The sequence below is a fragment of the Sphingomonas swuensis genome (assembly GCF_039538045.1).
GTDB classification, from domain to species: Bacteria; Pseudomonadota; Alphaproteobacteria; order Sphingomonadales; family Sphingomonadaceae; genus Sphingomicrobium; species Sphingomicrobium swuense.
Window position 1 is genome coordinate 2,694,246 of sequence record NZ_BAABBQ010000001.1, and the last position, 18,129, is coordinate 2,712,374.

Consider the following 18,129-nt stretch of genomic DNA (forward strand, 5'->3'; position numbering starts at 1 on the left):
GCCTCGCCGCGACCCTTTCGCAATGTCACCGGGGCAGGGTTACACTGCGTGACAACCCCCGCTTTACGACGCCCGATCGATGCTTAGGCTGGGCGTCAACATCGACCATGTCGCGACGATCCGGAATGCGCGTGGCGGCGACTTCCCCGACCCCGTGCGCGCCGCCCACCTTGCCGAGGCGGCCGGCGCACAGGGCATTACCGCGCACCTGCGCGAGGACCGGCGCCACATTCGCGACGACGATCTCGTCCGGCTCAAGAACGAAATCGCGCTTCCCCTCAACCTCGAGATGGCCGCGACCGCCGAGATGCTGCGGATCGCGCTCGCGACCCGGCCCCATGCCGCCTGCATCGTGCCCGAGAAGCGCGAGGAGCGAACCACCGAGGGCGGGCTCGATGCCGCCGGCCAGCTCGACCACCTGCGTCCGATCGTCGACCAGCTCAACGCCGCGGGGATCCGCGTATCGTTGTTCATCGAGCCCGACCCCGCCCAGATCGAGGCCGCGCTGAAGCTCGGTGCGCCGGTGGTCGAGCTTCACACCGGGCGCTACGCCCACCTCGCCGAGGATGCTCGCGAAGCCGAGTGCAAGCGCCTCTCCGACGCCGCCGCGCTCGCCGCCAAGAACGGGATCGAGCCGCACGCCGGCCACGGCCTGACCTTCGCCAACGTCGTGCCCATCGCCGCCATTCCGCAGATTGCCGAGCTCAACATCGGTCACTTCCTCGTCGGCGAGGCGATCTTCGTCGGCCTCGACGCCAGTGTCCGCCGGATGCGCGAGTTGATGGATTCGGCGCGTTGATCGTCGGCCTCGGCTCCGACCTCTGCAACATCGAGCGGATCCAGAATTCGCTCGATCGCTTCGGCGACCGCTTCCTCCAGCGCGTGTTCACCGACCTCGAGCGGGCCAAGGCCGCCCGCCGCCCGTTCACCCGCGCCGGCACCCTGGCCAAGCGCTTCGCCGCCAAGGAAGCCTTCTCCAAGGCGGTCGGCACCGGCTTCAAGCGCGGCGTGTTCATGAAGGACATCGGGGTCGCCAACCTGCCGAGCGGCGCACCGACGCTTCGTCTGACCGGCGGTGCGGCGGAGCGGCTTGACGCGCTGACGCCTGCGGGCCACGCCATCCGCGTGCATTTGACGATGACAGACGACCATCCCTGGGCGCAGGCCTTCGTGATCCTCGAAGCCGTGCCCGTCCCGGAGAGCTGAGTGAGCGATACCGTCCTGAATGAGGCCAGCAGCCCGGCCCCCGCCCCGGCTCCGGGCGCGCCCACCGCGCCGCCCGCCGAGGCCAAGAAGGAATCCGCCCTGTGGCGTGAGATCAAGGGCCTGTTCTGGGTCCTGCTGGCCGTGCTGTTCTTCCACAGCTTCGTCGCCAAGCCCTTCTACATCCCCAGCGAATCCATGATGCCGAACCTGCTCAAGGGCGACCGGCTGGTGGTCAGCAAATATCCTTTCGGCTGGTCCTGGGTAAGCCCGAGCTTCTACCTCTGGCCCGAGCAGGGCGGACGGATCTTCGGAAGCCTGCCCAAGCAGGGCGACATCGTCATCGTCACTCCGCCAGGTCACAAGGAAGACTGGATCAAGCGGGTCATCGGCCTGCCCGGTGACACGGTCGAGGTCCGCGGCGGCCGGCTGATCCTGAACGGCGTGCCCGTCCGCCGCCAGGTCCGTCCGCCCGCTTTGGTCCCGGTCGATTCGAATGCGCCCTGCGGGATCGAGTTCGCCGGCTTCATGGCCCAGCAGCCCGACGGCAGCTTCGCCTGCCGCCTGCCGATCGTCCGTGAGACGCTGCCCAACGGCGCGACGTACGACACCATCGACCTCGGACCGAGCCAGGGCGACGACTTCGGACCGGTCACCGTGCCCGCCAATCACGTCTTCCTGATGGGCGACAATCGCGACCGCAGCGCCGACAGCCGCTTCAGCCTTGCCGAGAGTGGACTCGGCGGTCCGGTGCCGTGGGAGAATATCGGTGGCCGCGCCGAGTTCATCACCTTCAGCCTCGACGGTGACCTCGTCTGGTACAATCCGCTGACCTGGTTCAGCAGCCTCCGCGGCGATCGCGCCGGCACGTCGCTCCGCTCCGGGGTCTGACCCCGTGGCGGCGGCAGGCGAGAACGAAGTTCACGTCGAGCAGCCGGGACCGGCCGAATTCCACGATCCCCTGATCCGCCGCGAGCTGCAGCGGGCCTGGGTCTGGATCGGCTCGCTGCTGTTCGTCGCCGCCCTCGTCGTCCTCGCCCAGCCGCTTCTACTGATCGTCGGTGGGCTGGTCTTCGCGGTCCTGCTCGACGGCGGCACCCGCCTGCTCGGCCGGGTCCTTCCGATCGGTCGCGGCAAGCGCCTGCTGATCGTCACCCTTGCCGCCTTCGGCTTTCTCTACTGGGTGCTGACCTTCGCCGGGGCCGAGTTCGCCGCCCAGTTCGGCCAGCTCCAGTCGACCATCGAGCAGCAGATCGTCCGCCTGTTCGCCTGGGCCTCGAGCCTCGGCCTCGTGCCGCCGACCGACGCCACCACCATCTCGGAGCTCGTCAAGGCCTATGGCCTGTCGGTCGCCGACGGGGTCACCGGAGGCAGCGGCATCGCCACGGTGCTTGGCTCGATCGGCCGGATCACCGGGGTTGTCGGGGCGCTGCTCGGGATTGTCACCAGCGCCTTCCTGATCATCGTCATCGGCATCTTCTTCGCGGTCGAACCCAAGGTCTACGACCGGGGCTTCGCCTGGATGCTGCCGATGCGCCACCGGGCCGACTATTATGAAGTCGCCTCGGCGGTCGGCTTCACCCTCCGCCGCCTGCTGTTTGGGCGGCTGGTCGGAATGGTCGTCGAGGGGCTTTTCACCTTCGCCATGCTGGCCGCCGGCGGCGTACCGATGGCGGCGCTTCTCGGGCTGCTGACCGGCCTGCTCGCCTTCATCCCGAACATCGGGGCGATCGTCTCGGGCTTGCTGATGGTCGCGGTCGGCTTCTCAGCAAGCAGCGACGCCGGCATCTGGGCGATCGTCACCTACTTCGCCGTCCAGAACATCGACGGCTATCTGATCCTGCCCTACATCGCCCGCAAGACGGTCGACCTCGCGCCCGCCATGGTGCTTGCCGCGCAGCTCATCTTCGGCGCCCTGTTTGGCTTTCTTGGCCTGTTGCTCGCCGATCCGATCATGGCCACCATCAAGGTGACGCTCGAGAAGCTGGCCGAGCGGCGCGCGGCCGCGCGGATCACTGACCCGGCGGTAGCGCGCCCGGATCGACGCCCGGCGGCAGCTGCTGCTGCATCTGCTGCTGTTGCATCTGCTGCTGCTGCGCCACCATCTGCGCCGCGTTCGGCACCACCTTCTTGACGGTGATGTCGAAGTCGAGCGGGCTGTTCGCCGGGATCGGCGAGCCCGGAGGAGGGTTGGCGCCATAAGCAAGCTCGGCGGGAATCCGCACCTTGTAGCTTCCGCCCGGCCGCATGTTCTGGAGCGCTTCGGCGAACCCCGGCACCACCTGTCCGACCAGCAGCGGCGCATCCTGCGCCTCGTCGAACTTGGTCCCGTCGGGAAGCGCGCCCTTATAGTCGATGATGACCCCGTCGTTCGCCGTGATGAGCGGACCCTCTCCCGCCTTGATCGTGCGGATCTGGACTCCGGTTGCGGTGACTGCAGGGCGCATCTGGCCGGCACCGAACCAGGCGAGCGCAGCGCCGCCCATGATCAGCAGGACGAGGCCGACGAACAGCCGGATTCGGGTGCCCGCTGGAACGGGGCGGAAGGGAACCTGGGTGGCGCTCATCGTGGCAAGATCCTTTGGGCCAAGCACAAATGGAAAGGCCGCCCGGTAAGGGGCGGCCTCGGCATGGGTCAAGTTAATATCGGAAGACCGACCTTAACGAGCACCTTCGCGCTCGGCGCGCTTGCGCTCGAGCTTGCGGGCCCGGCGGATCGCGGCGGCACGCTCGCGGGCGCGCTTCTCCGACGGCTTCTCGTAGTGACGGCGCAGCTTCATCTCGCGGTAGACGCCCTCGCGCTGCAGCTTCTTCTTGAGCGCGCGCAGCGCCTGGTCGACGTTATTGTCGCGAACGATGATTTGCATAAAAGGTCCGTCACTCCAGTGTCTAAGGGTTGCGCCCACGCCCCCCGACACGGAGGGCTAGGCATCGCTCGTTTCCCGGCCATGAGGGCGAAAGACGGGCGACCAAAGCGGTTTGCGGGCGACCACAGGCCGCACCGGAAGCCGCAGCCCCTACCAGTGACGGCCTGATTCGACAAGCGTTCCCGGTTTGGAGTGACGGATACGCCAGAACGAAGCCGCCGGACGCCAAGCCGACAAGGTGTCTATCGCTCATTAACCTGTTGTCATGTATAGGCTTTCTTCGTTCAACAGGGGAGGGCCGCACCCAAGTGACTGCCAATCGCCGTGAAATTCTGCGTCTGCTCGGCCTTGGTGGCGGAGCCGCTCTGGTCTCGGGCGCCGCGCTTGCCGCCGATCTTCCGAGCCTCGTTCTCAAGAGCACGCCGGTCACCAGCGAACCGCTGGTCCCGCTTGCTCCGGTGCCGGCCGCGCCGGTCGCCGCGCCTGCCGCGCCGCTTGGAATCGATCCGCAGCTGTTCGCCAGAGCCAAGGCCGCGCTCGACCGCCATGGCCCCTCGCTCCGCCATCGCGACCGGATCGGCATCGCCGACTTCAGCAAGGCCAGCCGCGAGAGCCGCTTCCACATCGTCGACGTCGCCTCGGGCCAGGTCGAAAGCCACTTCGTCGCCCACGGTCGTGGCTCGGACGTCAGCCACACCGGCTTCCTCGAGCATTTCTCCAACGACTTTGGAAGCAACGCGACCTCGAACGGTGCCTACAGCACCGGCGACTTCTATCACGGCAAGTACGGCCTCTCGATGAAGGTCAACGGCCTCGACTGGAGCAACAGCAACGCGCTTGATCGGGCGATTGTCGTGCACCAGGCCTGGTATGCCGAAGCCGACATGATCGGCGCTCATGGCAAGCTCGGTCGCTCCGAAGGCTGTTTCGCCTTCGGCCGCAACAGTCACTTCGAGGTAATGCGCTCGCTCGGCGAGGGCCGCCTGATCTTCGCCGACAAGCTGGCCTGAGAAGAACGCTCCGGCCTTGAACCGGAGCGTTCCTTCCATCAGCGGGCCGCGGCCCGAACCTTCGCCTTGTCCCCGCCGTCGCGATCGTTGAGCGCCGCAAGCACCGGCGCGTCGCGCTTGTAGAGGTCGGCATAGCGGACGACGTTGCCGTCGGTCAGCGCCGCCACCGAGAAATAGACGATATAGACCGGCAGCGGCTTCACGAAGTTGGCCTGCACCGTCTTCTTGGCGGTCAGCGTCTCGTCGATCCTGGCCTGGGTCCACTCCCCGCCATCGTCGCCAAGCAGCTCGGCCGCGAGGTCGAGGATGTGCTCGGTCCGGATGCAGCCATGGCTGAGGAAGCGCGAGCGGGCGTCGAACAGACCGCGATTGTTCGTGTCGTGCAGATAGATGTTCTGCGGATTGTACATCACGAACTTGATCTTGCCGAGCGCGTTGCCCGGCCCCGGCGGCTGCCGCCAGCGCTGGACCTTGCCGTCCTTGCCCTTGACCGCGACGTAGCCGCCCTTGCCGGCGACTTCGGCTGACAGGCTCGGCGGGACCTCCCACCAGGGATTGAGAATGACGCCAGTCGCCTGCACCGCGAGCTGCGGGGTCGGAGTCTTGACCGCTCCGGCGATCGCCCGGTGCTTCCAGCGGGTGACACTGTTCTCGACCAGGGTCGCATGCTCGCCCGGCACGTTGACGATGATGTAGCGGCTGCCGAGGTCGCGCGGCAGCCAGCGCCAGCGGTCCATGTTGAGGCGGATCTTGCCCAGCGTCGCGGCGTCGCCCTCGGCCTTGACCAGCGCCGCCTTGAGCGAGCCATATTGCGGGTGGGTGGGAAGCAGCCCGTCGAGGGTCGCGGCGATCCCGGCGCCGCCGAGCGCGCGGTCGAGCAGTTCGCGGCTTCGTCCTTCAGGCAGGTCGGGGTCCTTGACGAACCACTGGACCCGGGCCGAGCCGCGGACATGGCCAAGCGCCAGGTCGCGCGCGAGTTTCTCCCAGGTCGCGTTGGCGGCCTTGGAGATGGTCGCCGGATCCTGCCCGCGAAGCGCGACGTCGAGCAGCGAGACATCGTAGTCGCGCGGATCGAGACCCTCGCGACCGACACCCTTGGCGTAGGTGGAAAGCTCCAGTGCCTGCGCCGGAGTCCAGACCGCCGGCGGAAGCACCGGAACAACCGGCTCGGCCGCCACCGCGGTGCCGGGTGCGGGCTCCGGGGCGAGCGGATCGACCCTGGCCGGCTGAACCGCCGGACGGACGGCCGGCACGGCCGCCGTCGGCGCGCTCGGCGCCGGAGCCCGCGTGGTCGCCACCTGGGCCATCGCCGTCCCTGTCGTCAGAGCCAGCATCGTCGAAGCCGCAAACCACCCGCGCATCGTCTCGTCACCCCACCCAAAAATCATGTCGCGACCGCTTCTGGCCGTTCCTCCTGTTACCGCAGATGAACGCCGCGCTCCAGTGTCCGCGCCGCAACATGAGGGCAGGTCGTCGTCACTTTTCGGCTGCGACCTCCACGACTTAGGTCTCACTGGCCTTTTTCAGAAAGATGCGTCATAGGCGCTCGCTTGCGTCAGGCCCGGCAGGTGCCGACGGGCGTCATTCATCATCCGAGTGGAGTAACGGGCAACGTGGCCATCGACGTGACCATTGCCGAGCAGATCGAGCCTGGAGAGCGCCGGCGGGAGCCGCGCTCGCCGGTCGACCTCGAGGCGCACGTCCGCGAGCTGGGCGCGACCGGGACCGAGGCGCGGCTGATCAACATCTCCGCTACTGGCTTCATGGCCGAGACAACCGCCGAATATGAAGTCGGAGCGCGCGTCTGGCTGATCCTGCCCGGCCGCGAGCGGGCGAGCGCCGTCGTCCGCTGGACCGCCGCCGGCAAGTTGGGCGCGCAGTTCGCCGAGCCGCTCAGCGACGAGGCGCTGGGCCAGATCGGGGTCTGAGCACCTAGCGCTCGAGCTTGGCGAGTGCCCGCTGGACGGTGGGCAGAATGCCCGTCACCATTCGCTTCACGCCCTCGAAGTTGGGGTGCACGCCGTCGCCGAGGAGCAGCGCCCGGTTGCCGACCACGCCCTGGAGGAAGAAGGGGTAGAGGTCGGCGTCATACTTCCGCGCCAGTGCCGGGAAGATGGCCTCGTAGCGGCGGCGATAGTCGGGACCAAGGTTCGGTGCCGCGAGCATTCCGGCGACCACGACCGGAATGCCCTGCTTGTCGAGTTCGCTCAGGATCGCTTCGAGATTGGCCTCGGTGACCCTTGGGTCGACCCCGCGGAGCATGTCGTTGGCGCCCAGCTCGACGATCGCGAGATCGGGCTTCTGACCGAGGCGCTGGAGCGTCCAACCTAACCTTGCCCGTCCACCCGAAGTAGTATCGCCCGATACGCCCGCATCGTGGACACGGGCCTTGATCCCGTGCCGCCGGAGCGAATCCTGAAGCTGCGGGGCGAAGCCGAGCCCCCGTCCCAGCCCGTAACCGGCGGTCAGGCTGTCGCCGAAGGCAAGGATCAGCGGCCCCTCCACCTTGCCCTGCGGCGCCTGGGCGGTGGCCGGAATGGCCGAGGTCGCCGCGGCGATGAACGGGAGGAGGTGGCGGAACATCATGACCATCTAGGCCATTGCCGCCTGCCTTCAAGCTTCCTAGCTCATCAGGTGACATGACCGAACCCCTGATCCAGCTCGACGACGTCCATCTCACCCTCGGTCGTGGAGCGGCCCGCACCGACATCCTGCGCGGGGTCAGCCTCGCCGTCCAACCGGGCGAAACGGTGGCGGTGCTGGGCGCCTCGGGATCGGGCAAGAGCTCGCTGATGGCGATCATCGCCGGGCTAGAGCGTGCCACCTCCGGCTCGGCCCGCGTCCTGGGAGAAGACGTGAGTAAGCTGAGCGAGGATGCGCTGGCTCGGCTTCGCGGCCGTGCGATCGGGGTCGTCCTCCAGGCCTTCCACCTGCTCCCCACCATGACCGCGCTCCAGAACGTGATGGTTCCGATGGAGCTGGCCGGGACCGCCGACCCGCTGGGACGCGCCAAGGCCGAGCTTGCCGCGGTCGGGCTGGAGGCGCGCGAGGACCATTATCCCACGCAATTGTCCGGCGGCGAGCAGCAACGGGTGGCGATCGCACGTGCCACGGCGCCGACGCCGAGGCTCCTGCTGGCCGATGAGCCGACGGGCAACCTCGACGCGGCGACCGGCGCGAAGATCATCGACCTGCTGTTCGACCGAGTGGCTGCCGCCGGGGCCGGGCTGCTGGTCATCACTCACGATCCCGCCGTGGCCGAACGCGCCGGGCGGACCATCAGGATCGCCGACGGACTGCTCGCGGCATGAGTGCCGGACTGACGCTCGCCCGGCGTGATCTCGCCGGGGGGATCGGAGGGCTGTGGCTGCTGTTCGTCTGCCTCGCGATCGCGGTCGCTGGGCTTGCCGCAGTCACCAGCCTCGCCAGTTCGATCCGCTCGACCATCGACGGCAACGCCCGCGAACTGCTTGGCGGGGACCTTTCCTTGTCGGTCGCGCAGCGCTCGGCCACTGCCCAAGAACGACTGGCGCTCGCCGAGCTTGGAACGGTTCGCGAGAGCATCACGCTGCGAAGCACCGCGCAGGTCGCCGACCAGACCGCGCTGGTCGAGCTGTCGGGCATCGGGCGCGGCTGGCCCGCGGCGGGGCAGGTGACGCTCGCCTCCGGAAGGATGCCGCAAGGACCGGCCGAGGCGGCGATCGGCCGCGAACTGGCCGAGCGTTACGATCTTCGAGCCGGAAGTCCGCTGGTCGTCGGCTTTGGTCGCTTCACCGTCAGCGGCATCATCGCCGACCTCCCAGCGCCGTCCGGGTTCGCGCTCGCCCCGCCGGTACTGGTCGACCTCGACGGACTTGCCGCGACCGGGCTGGTGCAGCCCGGCAGTCTCTACACCAGCAGCTACCGGATCGCGCTTCCTGCTGGCGCGTCCACCGACGGCATCGGCCCTGCCTTCCAGAAGCGCTTCCCCGACGGCGGATGGCGCGTGACCGAGAAAGCGGACGCGGCGGGCGGAACCCGGCGCTTCACCGATCGGACCGGCCAGATGCTGCTCCTCATCGCGCTCGGAGCCCTCGGGATCGGCTCGATCGGCATCGCCAGCGCGGTCGGGGCGTTCGCTGCCAGCCGCCGCTCGACCATTGCCATCCTCAAGGTGCATGGCGCACGAAGCCGCGACCTGCTGCTGATGCTGGGTTCAAGCGTCACCCTGCTTGCCCTCGCCGCCACCGCAGTCGGGCTGCTGATCGGCGCTTTCGTCCCCTCCATCGTCGGGCAGGCGGCGGGCGACCTCCTGCCCGTCACTCCGGATCCCCGCCCGCAATGGGGAGCGCTCGGACAGTCCGCGCTGTTCGGCCTGCTCGTCACCCTTGCTGCCGCCTGGGCGCCGCTGGCACGGGCCGCCCGCGCCCGCCCGGCCCCCACCCTCCGCGGGGATCTTGACGACAGCGCCGGTTCGTGGCGCGACCTCATCGTGCCGCTTGCCGCCGGAGCGGCGGTGATCGGCCTTGCCCTGATGACCTCGGAGCGCATCGCGATCACCTTGTCGGCGATCGTGGGCGGGTTCGTGCTCGCGGCCCTGTTCGCCGCTGCCGGATGGCTGCTCGCCCGCACCGCACGGGCGGCCGGCGGGCGCGGCGGGCCCCTGACCAGGCTCGGCCTTGCCGCCCTTCACCGTCCGGGCGCCGCGACCATCCGGCTGAGCGTCGCGCTCGGGCTTGGCCTGTCGCTGCTGGTCGCCCTCGCCGGCATCGGCGGAAGCGTCCGGCAGGAGCTTGGCGGAAGCATCCCGGCCAAGGCCCCGGCCCTGTTCATGCTCGACATTCCGGCGAACGAGGAAGCCCACTTCCGTGCCCTTGCGGCCGAGCGCCTGCCCGACGCCGACCTGCGCCTCGTGCCCTCGCTGCGCGGTCCCGTCACCGCATTGAACGGACAGCCCGTCTCCGCGCTCAAGGCGATCCCGGAGGGCGCGTGGATCCTGCGCGGCGACCGCGGCCTGACCTTCGCGGCCGAGCTTCCGGTCGGCAACGAAGTCGTCGAAGGCCGCTGGTGGCCAGCCGACTACAAGGGCCCACCGCTGGTCAGCCTCGATGTCGAGGCTGCCCGCGCGCTCAACCTCAAGATCGGCGATACGCTGACGGTCGCGGTGCTCGGCGTCCCGATCGAGGCGCGGATCGCCTCCTTCCGGACAATCGACTGGCGCAGCTTCGGCTTCAATTTTGCGATCATCTTCGCACCCGGCACGCTCGAGAGCGCTCCCTACACGCTGATGGCCACCGCCGCCCCTCCCAAGGGAAGCTCGACCATCGCCTTCGAACGAGCGCTCGCGCAGGCCCTGCCGATGGTCAGCACCATCCGCGTGAGCGATGTCGTGAGCCGGGTCACGGCGATCCTCGAAGGCCTCGACGCTGCCATCAGGCTCGCGACCGCGGTCGCCATCCTGATCGGTGTGGCGGTACTGGCCGGCGCGGTCACTGCCACTCGCCGGACGCGGATGCGCGAAAGCGTGCTTCTCAAGCTCGTCGGAGCGACCCGCGGACAGGTGCTCGCCGCCCAGGCGATCGAGTTCCTGGCGATGAGCGGGGGGATCGTCGCCCTTGCCTTTCTGGCGGGAACGGCGGCGGCCTGGGGCGTCGTGACGCAGCTGTTCGACCTGCCTTTCAGGCCGGACTGGCCGAGCCTCCTGCTGCTGCCCATCGCAGGAATGGTGGTGGCCGTCGCGACCGCATTGCTCGCTGCCTGGCCCGCCCTTCGTGTCCGCCCGGCCACAGCCTTGCGAACGGTCTGACTGCCAAAAGCATCACGGAACCATCGTCCGCGGGTCGAAGTTTTACCGGGCGAAAGGACTTCCTATGGCGAATTTTGCCACCCTCGGAGAACTCGGTCTCAAGCATGATCCCAAGGGTCGCGGCTATCACGCCGTGTATCGGGAGCATGAGGTCAACCACTGCCCCGGCTGCGGCCGCACGCACTGGCTGATCGGACGCATGTCGGCCGAATGCGCCTTCTGTGCCACGGCCCTGCCGCTGGCCGAAGCCAGCACCCGCCATCATCACGGCCCCGCGGTCATCCAGCACCGCAATCGCAACAACGGACACGCCTGGGCGGCGTAACGAGACGTCCCCTCGGCTTCAGGGAAGGGACTGCGGCCCAGCGCCGCACCCGCCGAACGGGGACGACTAACGCGGAGAAGGAAGCGCCGGTGTCCGCCTGACGGGCACCGGCGCATTGCATAGGTCGACCCCGCCGGCCGGCACCTGGAAGAAGGCATCGTTGCGGTTGGCCCGCGCCCGCACGTAGGCGGCGAAGCTGGCACTGCCTGTCCGCATCACCTGGAAGCTCGGTCGTCCCGCGGCCGGAAGCGCCGAGGCCAGTCGCACGGTGCGGATCGCTCGAGCCACCGTCCCCGCCTTGTAGAAACCGAGCGCCTCGGTCCCGCGCGGAAGGGCGGAAAGGTTCTCGATCCCCTCGACGACACGTCCGACCAGCGCGATGTTTCGGTCGAGATGGCGCGGCGCCTGGCCGATCACCGCATAGAGCTCTCCGCCCGTCCCGGTATCGGGCGCCATGTCGCGCCCGACCCCGACCATGCCGTAGCAATGGGCAAGATTGGCCCGCCCGTTCCTCGGATTGTAGGCGATAGGCCAGCCGAGCGCATGACCGACCCGAGGCGCGTAAGGATCCGCGAAGCCGAGCGGCCGGATGGCCAGCCCCGCCATGGCCCGGTGATATTCGGCGGGTGGCTTCCTGACGACGCTCGCCGGCATTGTCGGGCCGCCTTCGTTCACGCCCCACTGCGCGACATAATTGTCCTGCACCCGGTAAACGCTCGACGCCTTCCAGTAATCGGCTCTAGCCAGCGCCCGAATGTTGGCGACGTGCACCGGAGCGAAGGCCGGGGCGAGCTGGATCACCGTTCGCTGCCCGTCGGCATAGTCGATCACCATCAGGTCGTCGGGAGAGAGAGTTTCCCACGCCGTGGCGGGCGCCTGCGCGACGATGTCGCTCGGGGTCAGCGGCTTTGCCGCGGCGGCTTGGGCGAGGGCGAGGAGGAGCAGGCTCATGCCCTACCCTATCGCGTGCGAAACGCTTGCGGTAGGCATCATCGCCATGTTCCTCGCCAAGTTCATGCTGCTCGGATCGGGCGAGCTCGGGCGCGAGTTCGCGATCGCCGCCAAGCGGCTCGGCTGCGAAGTCGTCGCCTGCGACCGCTACGCCGGTGCGCCCGCCATGCAGGTCGCCGATGCCTGCGAAGTCTTCTCGATGCTCGACGGCGCCGCGCTTCGTGCGGCGGTCGAGAAGCACCGTCCAGACCATATCGTCCCCGAGATCGAGGCGATCGACACGGCGACGCTGGCAGCGCTCGAGGGCGAAAGCTGGCACGTCGTGCCATCGGCCAGGGCCGCGCAGCTGACGATGAACCGCGACGGAATCCGGCGCTTCGCCGCCGAGGAACTCGGCCTCAAGACGAGCGGCTATCGTTTCGCTGAGAGCGAAGAGGAAGCGGTCGAGGCTGCAGGGGTGGTGGGACTCCCCTGCGTGATCAAGCCGGTGATGTCCTCTTCGGGCAAGGGGCAGAGCGTCGCACGCACCATCGACGACGTCCGCACCGCCTTCCACTTCGCAATCGAGAAGATGCGGGGCGATCGCCCGCGGGTGATCGTCGAGGAGTTCATCCGCTTCGACAGCGAGATCACCCTGCTGACCGTCGCCTCAGCGGACGGCATCCACTTCTGCCCTCCGATCGGTCACCGCCAGGAAGGCGGCGACTATCGCGAAAGCTGGCAGCCCGCCGAGCTTGCGCCAGCCGTCCTCAACGACGCGCAGCAACAGGCCGCGACCATCGTGTCCGCGCTCGGTGGACGCGGCCTGTTCGGGGTCGAGTTCTTCATTGCCGGCGACCGCGCGATCTTCTCCGAGCTGAGCCCGCGCCCGCACGACACCGGAATGGTGACGCTGATCGGCCAGTCGCCCAACGAGTTCGAGCTCCACCTGCGTGCCATCCTCGGCCTGCCGGTCGCCCCGATCCTGACGCTTGGCCCGAGTGCCTCGGCGGTGATCCTCGCCGAGCGCGCCGGCCGCCGCTTCCGCTTTGACGGCGTCGCCGACGCACTTGCGCTCGGCACCGCCGAGACGCCTGTCGACCTGCGCCTGTTCGGCAAGCCAGAGACCCTGCCCGGGCGCCGCATGGGCGTGGCGCTTGCCCGCGCGTCGAGCGTTGAAGAGGCCGTAAGCAAGGCGACGAAGGCGGCGAATGCCGTCACCATCGCCGATGAGGAGGAGTAAGAATGCGCCTGCCGACGATATTTGGCCTGTCCCTGCTTGCCGCCGCTTGCGACCAGGGCGAGCAGGCCACACCCAAGCAGCCCGAAATCGCGGTCCGCAGCGCCGAGCAGAACGCGCTCCACCAACTCAGCGATCAGAATCGCGACATCGCCTTGAAGCGCGCAATTCTCGCCAGCGGCCTTCGCTGCAAGCGGGTTGTCCGCTCGGGCTACGTCACCGAATATAAGAAACTGTCGATGTGGTCAGCGGACTGTGACGACAAGCGAAGCTGGGGAATCTTCGTGGGGGCCGACGGCAGCGCTCAGGTCCGCCCCTGCACCGACATGGCCCGCTTCCAGCTTCCGGCCTGCACCATCGCCGCCGACCCGAGCGGGCGCGCAGCGAGAGGGATCACGAAGCAGGGCTAAGGGGCTCCTCCCGGCAAGCACCGGGTTCAGGAGGCCTACGGCACCAACTGGGCCCTCCGGGTGGTTACCCGAGAAGGCTCAGTCGCAGCGGCGGCTTTCCTTATACTCGCCGCTCGCGGTCTTTTCGCGCACAACGATGCAATTGCCCTGACGGCTTTCCTCGCGCCAGCCACCACCGCTGGTGGCGACACGGTTGCCAGGCTTGGGCACGCGCTGACCGTTGCAGATCATGTAGTTCATGCCCGGAGGCGACGTGCAGCCCTGGCTCGGTGCCGCCTGCGCGATGGCATCCGTCGGCGCACCCACCAGGCCGAGGCCGGCGAGGCCGATGCCTGCGGCGATGATGGTGCGGAAGAGGACGGTCATCTGATTCGGGCTCCTGAACGAAGCCTTCCAATAGACGAAGCGACCTTAACCGTCGATGGACGGCAGGTCGCTCTGTTCCTGCGATGAGTGGATCCGGTCCGTTTAGGACCGGTTCAGCTCAGCCCTGGCGGGCCTTGAAGCGCCGGTTCGTCTTGTTGATGACGTAGGTGCGGCCGCGACGACGGATCACGCGGCAATCCCGGTGACGGTCCTTGAGGCTCTTGAGAGAATTGCGAATCTTCATGACCGGGCCTGCCCGTTTCTTTGTTTCTTGTTGTCAGCTGACGCCCGGAAGGGCTTCGGTCGGGGCCACTATGGGAGGCGACGGCCCGAGTCAAGGTGAGGCGGTCGAAGCCGCCGCTCGCTCAGCGTGGCTTGCCGCCAAGCCACTCGGCCCGGGCATCCCGCACCTCGGCCTTCATCGCACCATCGATCGCCGCCTCGTGGAGCAGGTGGCGGACTTCCATGATCGTCAGCGGCTCGGAGAAAACCAGGCCGCACTGGTCTCCGGTCGTCCAGCACACCGTCCCATGGACCTTGAGCCCGGCCACGATCAGGACGACTTCGCGCCCGACGCCAGGCGGCTTGGTCCGGATCCTCGCGCCGTTGGCCGAGAGATCCATCAGGGTGCCGTGCGCGGTTGCCGACAGAGTCGAAATCGTCGCCACCAGCGGTGCCGACTGCCTGCGCGACAGGCGCCGACCGCCCCCGCCGGCCCGTCCGAACGCGCTCACCGCGCGCCCGCCTGCTGCGGATCGCTGCTCTGCAACCAGGCCCAAGGCATGACTCCCCTCCGCCGCGGAGAAGGCGGCCCCTCATTCTAGAGGGGCCACCGCCACCGCGACGCGGGAGAACGAATTCTACTTTCTAGAAGTAAGCTAGCGGACTGCCTTGGCGAAATAGCTTCCCGGCTTCCACGTCGCCCGCTGCGGGGAGTCGGCGAGGGTCCTCGCGATGCGGTAGTTGAGCTCGCCGTAGCGGGCGAGCGCACCCCAGTTGATGTCCTGCTTCAGATCGTCGCCGGCGCGGTGATAGGCATCGGAGAAGAAGCGATCCCACACCGGCTTCCCGCCATTGGCATGGCCGGTGAACATCAGGATCGCCGGAACGCCCTTGAGTACGAGCGGATAGTGATCCGAGCGGGTGAAGATGCCCTGCTCGGGCATCGGGTCAGGCCCGACGCTGATGCCCATCGTCCGGCCCGCAGCCGCGACGGTGTCGGCAATGGTGCTGTGCTCGGCGCCGAACGCGGTCACGTCGGTAAAGTCGTAGAGCGGCAAGGGCATGTCGAGGTCGATCGCCGCCGTCACGCTGGAGAGTGGCACGGTCGCGTGCGACGCCCAGTAGGAAGCGCCAAGTAGGCCCAGCTCCTCGCCGGTATGAGCGATCAGCAGCAGCGAGCGCCTGGGCCGCTGTCCGCTGTCGACGAACCGCTGCGCCGCCTCGAGCATGGTCGCGACGCCCGCGGCATTGTCGAGCGCGCCATTGTAGATCGCATCCTCGCCCGGCTTGGCATTCTCCTTCATGCCGAGATGGTCGAGGTGCCCCATCAGCAGCACGTTCTGCTTGGCCAGGACGGGGTCGCTTCCGGGCAGGCGGCCGATCACCGCCGGACTGGTGAAGTCTGTCCAGTTCGAACGGGCATCAAGCGACAACCGGGCGCCGAGCGGGAAGCCGCGGACGGGCTGGCCGGCGGCGCGCTGCTGAAGGATGGCGGCGAGGCTCTGCGGCTTGCCCGCGAACAGCCGCTCGGCGACGCCTCGGCTGACCGAGCCACGCAGGCGAAGGCCAGCAGGGACATTGCCTGCCGCTCCCCTCGAATCGACCCAGTCGGTCACTTCGCGGTCGCTTGGATTGCCGCCGCCGATCTCGATCAGCCCGACCGCACCCGCCGCGGCGGCCATCTCGTCCTTCTGCTGCGAGAGGTGCGCGGCGATATCACTGGGCAGGCCGCGCGGGGTTCCGCTCAGCACCACCACGATCTTCCCGCGCGCGTCGAGCCCGGCATAGTCGTCGAGCCGAAGCTTGGGCTCGCGAAGGCCGTAGCCGACGAACAGCAGCTCGGCGGCCATCTTGCGCTCACGCTCGGTGACGCTCGGGCGGATGGCGATATCGCGGTTGGCGGCGAGCGCCTCGGTTCGTCCACCAGAAGTCAGCGCGAAGGTCGGGGTGCCCGCGGTCGCGGCGCGGCGGAACGGCACACGCTGGTACCAGCTGCCATTCTCGCCTGCCGGCTCGAGGCCGAGCGCGCGATAGCGGCTGGCGAGGTAGACGGCGGCGACCTCGTGCCCGCGCTTGCCCGCGGCGCGCCCTTCGAGCAGGTCGTCGGCAAGGAACTCGACCGTCGCCCGGACCCGCTCGGCCTGCGCGGCGGGCGCCTTGTAGACGCCGGCGGGCGCGGGAGGCGGCGCCGCTGCAAGCAGAAGCGCGGCAAGCGGAGCGGCGAGAAGGCGGTGACGCAAGGGCAGACTTCCTATCGGTTGAGGCGCCGCTCCCATTCGAGCGCGCTGCGGATGATCGTCTCGCTATCCGCATAGGCCGGCTGCCAGCCCAGCCGTTCGACCAAGCGCCGGTTGGAGGCGACCAGTTGCGGCGGATCGCCCGCGCGACGCTCGCCCATCACCCGCTTGACCGGGGTCCCGTTCACCCGATCGAGCGCGTCGAGCATCTCCAGCACCGAGGTGCCCCGCCCGTAGCCGCAGTTCATGGTGAAGCTGGTCGCCGGGTCGGCGATCAGCCCTTCGAGCGCCAGCACGTGGGCGCTGGCGAGGTCGGACACGTGGATATAGTCGCGGATGCAGGTGCCGTCGGGCGTTGGATAGTCGGTCCCGAACACGTCGACATGGGTCCGCTTGCCGACCGCCGCCTCGCAGGCGACCTTGAGCAGGTGGGTCGCGCCCTTGCCGGCCTGGCCCGAACGGCCCTTTGGATCCGCCCCGGCGACGTTGAAGTAGCGGAGCGCGCCATAGTTGAAGCCGTAGGCGGCGGCGCAGTCGCGCAGCATCTGCTCGGTCATCAGCTTGCTGTGGCCATAGGGATTGATCGGGCGGGTCGGCGTATCCTCGTCGATCGGCACCGTCTCGGGCGCGCCATAGGTGGCCGCGGTCGAGGAGAAGAGGACGTGCCGCACCCCGGCCTTCAGCGCGGCGCCGATCAGCGCATGGCTCGCGACCGTGTTGTTGCGATAATAGAAGTGCGGATCGGAGACGCTTTCGGGCACCACGATCGACCCGGCGAAGTGCATGATCGCCTGGATGCCATGTTCTCTCAGCACCGCCTCCATGCAGGCCTCGTCACCGACGTCGACCTCGACCAGCGGCACTCCGGCGGGCACCGCCTCGCGGCGGCCGTTGGAGAGATTGTCGGCGACCACCACCTGCCAGTCGGCGTCATGGAGCGTGAGGACGGCGTGGCTGCCGATATAGCCGGCACCGCCGGTGACGAGGACTGGAAGCTTGCTCATGGCCTCGCGCTAGCGGGGCGGGCGGGCCTTGAAAAGCGCCGCCGAAGTGGGCTCAGCCGATGCGGCGGTAGACCGCGCTCTTGCAGAGGATCCCGGCAAGGCAGCCCGAGACCTGCATCCGGTCGCGGCCCTGCATGGTGATGTTGCCGCCGACATGGCTCTTGAGGCGCGGCACGTAGACCCGGCCCTTCCACTTGCCAGGTCCGGCGGGCTCGATGTTGTTGAGCAGCGGCTCGCCCACCAGCCTTGGGACGCCCTGCTTGGCGGCGCGGCGCTGTGCCTTGGCGCTGGCCTCGACCACCTGCCCGCACAGCCGCGCACCGCAGGGGGCGATCCGCACGGTGACGTTGCCCTTGGGACTGGTCCACAGCCCCTCGAGCGGGCTCTGCGCGGAGGCCGGCGCGGCGACAAGGGCGGCGGCAAGCGCCGCGAGGGTCAGTGTGATCTTGCGCATGTCGCTGTCCTATCACCCTTTTCCTTGCGCCAGCCTTGCCGAAGAATGGCAGCTTTGTGGCATTTTTAAGGGACGG

At 68.5% G+C, this 18,129-nt stretch carries 21 protein-coding genes and 1 pseudogene; 11 read left to right on the forward strand and 11 right to left on the reverse strand.

Annotated features, from left to right (window positions below; all coding sequences use genetic code 11):
• The first annotated feature begins 79 nt into the window (after nt 1–79).
• From ABD727_RS13450 to ABD727_RS13465, 4 genes are read left to right on the forward strand one after another with little or no spacing between them, the layout of a single operon-like run.
• A complete protein-coding gene (locus ABD727_RS13450; protein ID WP_344707899.1) occupies nt 80–799 on the forward strand; it encodes a pyridoxine 5'-phosphate synthase in 720 nt (239 codons plus the stop codon).
• Nucleotides 796–1,206, forward strand: coding sequence for a holo-ACP synthase (gene acpS / locus ABD727_RS13455; protein ID WP_344707900.1), 411 nt, complete (start codon nt 796–798; stop codon nt 1,204–1,206). The genes ABD727_RS13450 and acpS overlap by 4 nt, the downstream gene beginning before the upstream one ends.
• Complete coding sequence (gene lepB / locus ABD727_RS13460) at nt 1,207–2,094, forward strand: signal peptidase I (RefSeq protein WP_344707901.1); 888 nt, start codon at nt 1,207–1,209, stop codon at nt 2,092–2,094.
• A 4-nt stretch (nt 2,095–2,098) separates the two neighbouring features.
• On the forward strand, nt 2,099–3,337 hold the full coding sequence (locus tag ABD727_RS13465; protein WP_344707902.1) for an AI-2E family transporter: 1,239 nt from the start codon (nt 2,099–2,101) through the stop codon (nt 3,335–3,337).
• 10 nt (nt 3,338–3,347) lie between these two features.
• Here the strand turns inward: ABD727_RS13465 and ABD727_RS13470 are convergent.
• A pseudogene (locus ABD727_RS13470) lies at nt 3,348–3,770 on the reverse strand (FKBP-type peptidyl-prolyl cis-trans isomerase); the annotation flags it as partial.
• A 93-nt stretch (nt 3,771–3,863) separates the two neighbouring features.
• A complete protein-coding gene (gene rpsU / locus ABD727_RS13475) occupies nt 3,864–4,070 on the reverse strand; it encodes a 30S ribosomal protein S21 (protein ID WP_029941857.1) in 207 nt (68 codons plus the stop codon).
• Between the two features lie 308 nt (nt 4,071–4,378).
• Between rpsU and ABD727_RS13480 the strand changes: the two genes are divergently transcribed.
• Complete coding sequence (locus ABD727_RS13480) at nt 4,379–5,080, forward strand: murein L,D-transpeptidase catalytic domain family protein (RefSeq protein WP_344707903.1); 702 nt, start codon at nt 4,379–4,381, stop codon at nt 5,078–5,080.
• 38 nt (nt 5,081–5,118) lie between these two features.
• Here the strand turns inward: ABD727_RS13480 and ABD727_RS13485 are convergent, their stop codons facing one another.
• The gene (locus tag ABD727_RS13485; protein WP_344707904.1) at nt 5,119–6,387 is read right to left on the reverse strand and encodes a L,D-transpeptidase family protein; all 1,269 of its coding nucleotides are present in this window, start codon (nt 6,385–6,387) and stop codon (nt 5,119–5,121) included.
• Nucleotides 6,388–6,693: 306 nt separating this feature from the next.
• Between ABD727_RS13485 and ABD727_RS13490 the strand changes: the two genes are divergently transcribed.
• Nucleotides 6,694–7,008, forward strand: a complete 315-nt coding sequence (locus tag ABD727_RS13490) for a PilZ domain-containing protein (protein WP_344707905.1) — start codon at nt 6,694–6,696, stop codon at nt 7,006–7,008.
• 4 nt (nt 7,009–7,012) lie between these two features.
• On the opposite strand, the gene ABD727_RS13495 is transcribed toward ABD727_RS13490, so the two are convergent.
• Nucleotides 7,013–7,663, reverse strand: coding sequence for an arylesterase (locus tag ABD727_RS13495; protein WP_344707906.1), 651 nt, complete (start codon nt 7,661–7,663; stop codon nt 7,013–7,015).
• A gap of 56 nt (nt 7,664–7,719) precedes the next feature.
• On the opposite strand from ABD727_RS13495, the gene ABD727_RS13500 reads away from it, so the two are divergent.
• The 3 genes from ABD727_RS13500 to ABD727_RS13510 all read left to right on the forward strand — a co-directional run bounded on the left by ABD727_RS13500 (nt 7,720) and on the right by ABD727_RS13510 (nt 11,190).
• Nucleotides 7,720–8,391, forward strand: a complete 672-nt coding sequence (locus tag ABD727_RS13500; protein WP_344707907.1) for an ABC transporter ATP-binding protein — start codon at nt 7,720–7,722, stop codon at nt 8,389–8,391.
• Entirely contained in the window at nt 8,388–10,865 is a 2,478-nt protein-coding gene (locus ABD727_RS13505; protein ID WP_344707908.1) for an ABC transporter permease, read from the forward strand. The genes ABD727_RS13500 and ABD727_RS13505 overlap by 4 nt, the downstream gene beginning before the upstream one ends.
• Nucleotides 10,866–10,929: 64 nt before the next feature.
• Entirely contained in the window at nt 10,930–11,190 is a 261-nt protein-coding gene (locus tag ABD727_RS13510; RefSeq protein WP_344707909.1) for a hypothetical protein, read from the forward strand.
• Nucleotides 11,191–11,256: 66 nt separating this feature from the next.
• On the opposite strand, the gene ABD727_RS13515 is transcribed toward ABD727_RS13510, so the two are convergent.
• The gene (locus ABD727_RS13515) at nt 11,257–12,141 is read right to left on the reverse strand and encodes a peptidylprolyl isomerase (protein WP_344707910.1); all 885 of its coding nucleotides are present in this window, start codon (nt 12,139–12,141) and stop codon (nt 11,257–11,259) included.
• On the opposite strand from ABD727_RS13515, the gene purT reads away from it, so the two are divergent.
• Together purT and ABD727_RS13525 are read left to right on the forward strand one after the other, a co-directional pair.
• On the forward strand, nt 12,140–13,363 hold the full coding sequence (purT, locus tag ABD727_RS13520; protein WP_344707911.1) for a formate-dependent phosphoribosylglycinamide formyltransferase: 1,224 nt from the start codon (nt 12,140–12,142) through the stop codon (nt 13,361–13,363). The genes ABD727_RS13515 and purT overlap by 2 nt on opposite strands.
• Before the next feature lie 2 nt (nt 13,364–13,365).
• Complete coding sequence (locus ABD727_RS13525; RefSeq protein ID WP_344707912.1) at nt 13,366–13,770, forward strand: hypothetical protein; 405 nt, start codon at nt 13,366–13,368, stop codon at nt 13,768–13,770.
• A gap of 78 nt (nt 13,771–13,848) precedes the next feature.
• Here the strand turns inward: ABD727_RS13525 and ABD727_RS13530 are convergent, their stop codons facing one another.
• The 6 genes from ABD727_RS13530 to ABD727_RS13555 form a co-directional block, all read right to left on the reverse strand.
• Complete coding sequence (locus ABD727_RS13530; RefSeq protein ID WP_344707913.1) at nt 13,849–14,136, reverse strand: hypothetical protein; 288 nt, start codon at nt 14,134–14,136, stop codon at nt 13,849–13,851.
• Nucleotides 14,137–14,254: 118 nt separating this feature from the next.
• Nucleotides 14,255–14,380 (reverse strand): type B 50S ribosomal protein L36, encoded by a 126-nt coding sequence (gene ykgO, locus ABD727_RS13535; protein WP_029941846.1) that lies wholly within the window; start codon nt 14,378–14,380, stop codon nt 14,255–14,257.
• Nucleotides 14,381–14,501: 121 nt separating this feature from the next.
• A complete protein-coding gene (locus tag ABD727_RS13540; RefSeq protein ID WP_344707914.1) occupies nt 14,502–14,870 on the reverse strand; it encodes a PilZ domain-containing protein in 369 nt (122 codons plus the stop codon).
• 144 nt (nt 14,871–15,014) lie between these two features.
• Entirely contained in the window at nt 15,015–16,598 is a 1,584-nt protein-coding gene (locus ABD727_RS13545; protein ID WP_344707915.1) for a M20/M25/M40 family metallo-hydrolase, read from the reverse strand.
• An 11-nt stretch (nt 16,599–16,609) separates the two neighbouring features.
• Complete coding sequence (gene galE, locus ABD727_RS13550; RefSeq protein WP_344707916.1) at nt 16,610–17,599, reverse strand: UDP-glucose 4-epimerase GalE; 990 nt, start codon at nt 17,597–17,599, stop codon at nt 16,610–16,612.
• Between the two features lie 52 nt (nt 17,600–17,651).
• Nucleotides 17,652–18,053, reverse strand: coding sequence for a DUF2147 domain-containing protein (locus ABD727_RS13555; RefSeq protein WP_344707917.1), 402 nt, complete (start codon nt 18,051–18,053; stop codon nt 17,652–17,654).
• Nucleotides 18,054–18,129: the final 76 nt, after the last annotated feature.